Origin of the sequence: Endozoicomonas sp. ALB115, assembly GCF_049310245.1 — a bacterium.
In the GTDB taxonomy this organism is placed as follows: domain Bacteria; phylum Pseudomonadota; class Gammaproteobacteria; order Pseudomonadales; family Endozoicomonadaceae; genus Endozoicomonas.
The window spans coordinates 1-2,034 of sequence record NZ_JBLYZG010000166.1 but is presented as its reverse complement, the minus strand read 5'-3'; the positions used below and the strand labels follow the sequence as shown (position 1 = coordinate 2,034).

The following is a 2,034-nucleotide window of genomic DNA, read 5'->3' as shown; positions in this document are numbered from 1 at the left end:
TCCATGTGCTTTTCAAGCACGTTATTGTTATTGGCATTGGAGACCAGAGACAACCTGGCACAGTATACCATGACTCCCCAGAGAGACATCGATATCCCTTCCTGAGAAAACTGAAGGTTCTCACTGATTCGATAGACGAGCGATTCGAACGTAGAGGTAGCCACGTTCAGCTCAACGAATTCACCCAGTTTGGCCGTGGCCCACAGCAGGTTGGCAATACCCTGGGCATTAAATTGGTCTTTCTGTGCATTCACGTGGAGCAACAGTGCGGCCACAGCTTCTTTGAGCTCTGGTGTTTGCTCCAGCCCGTTGTCCACCAGCTTCGCTATGGCCCACAGCAGGTTGGTGATTGCCTGTGGTTTATAGTTAGCTTTCTGTGCGTTCACTTGGGGCAACAGCCCGGCCACGGCCTCGTTGAGACCGGGTGTCCACTCCAGCCCGTTGTCCACCAGTTTCGCCAGGGCCCACAGCAGGATGGCGATATCCTGGACATTAAATTGCACTTCCTGTGCTTTCAAGAGGGGCAACAGCGCGGCCACGGCCTCGTTGAGCACCGGTATCCACTCCCCGTTGTCCACCAGTTTTGCCAGGGCCCACAGCAGGTTGGCGATCCCCTGGGCATTAAATTGGTCTTTCTGTACGATCACGAGGGGCAACAGTCCGGCTACGGTCTCTTTGAGTCCAGGTGTTCGCTCCTGTCCGTTGTCCACCAGTTTCGCCATGGCCCACAGCAGGTTGGCGATTCCCTGTGGCTTAAAGTCAGGTTTCTGTGCGTTCACGAGGGGCAACAGTGCGGCCACGGCCTCGTTGAATTCTGGTGTCTGCTCGTACCCGTTGTCCACCAGTTTCGCCATGGCCCACAGCAGGTTGGCGATATCCTGGGGATTAAATTGGGCTTTCTGTGTGTTCACGCAGGGCAACAGTGCGGCCACAGCCTCTTTGAGCTCTGGTGTCTGCTCCTGCTTGTTGTCCACCAGTTTCGCCATGGCCCATAACAGGTTGGTGATTTCCTGAGGTTTGAAGTTGGCTTTCTGTGGCCTCACTCGGAGCAGCAGCACGCTCACGGTCTCGTTGAACGCTGGTGTTTGCTCCTGCCCGTTGTCCATCAGTTTCGCTATGGCCCACAGCAGGTTGGCAATATGCTGGGAATTAAATTGGTCTTTCTTCTGTCCGTTCACATGGGACAGCAGCGAAGCCACGGCCTCGTTGAGCTCTGGCGTCCGCTCCTGCCCGTTGTCCACCAGTTTCGCCATGGCCGACAGCAGGTTGGCAATACCCTGGGTCTTAAATTGGTCTTTCTGTGCGTCCACGTGGGGCAACAGCGCGACAACGGCCCCGTTGAACTCTGGTGTCTGCTCCTGCCCGTTGTCCAACATTTTTGCCATGGCCCACAGCAAGTTGGCGATACCCTGGGCATCAATATCTCTGGCTTCAGGTTTTTGGTTGCAGTTAAATGTTATTGAATCAAATAGCGTTGACAATAAGGCAGCTTGAGTATGCTTAACTCGCGCATCCATGGGTTTATGAACGGTAAACACACCCGCTGAAGTCAATGAATGCAGTGTTGTCGTCAGGCTTCGCCAATTCCAGCTCCGGCTTGCTGTGAAATTTTGCAGCAAACGCATCAGCTGGCTTTGTTCCCCTCGATTTAACGGTCTTTTAACCGCTAACGTGTATTTTTTAACTGAACTGGCATACAGACCGTGATCTCTCCCATCATAGCGTTGACCGAAACGTTGTGATTTACTCACCAGATCATCCATTATTTCCTGTTTGATGAGGACATTAAAATCTTGAGCAGAGTTAACTGAACGGTGAATTAAATATTGAGAAGGACGTCCAGAAGAATGGTGAAATTCATTACATCCAGGGGTAGAGCGGGGGTGACTACCCCGCTGTCTGACTGTGGCATGTCTATATCGCCCACGCCCTGAAGAAGGGGCATGGCCATTCGGTTGGTTGTAACCGTTACCTGATCTTGCGTATTGACCACTGATACCAGCAGAACGTCTATCCATAATTATATTTCATTAA

1 protein-coding gene is annotated in these 2,034 nt (G+C 52.3%); it reads right to left on the bottom strand.

Going from position 1 to position 2,034, the window contains the following annotated elements; translation table 11 throughout:
* Positions 1-2,018, bottom strand: a 2,018-nt coding sequence (locus ACO6VE_RS24360) for a DUF1601 domain-containing protein (protein ID WP_422464079.1), incomplete at its 3' end; no start/stop codon positions are given.
* Between the last annotated feature and the right edge of the window lie 16 nt (positions 2,019-2,034).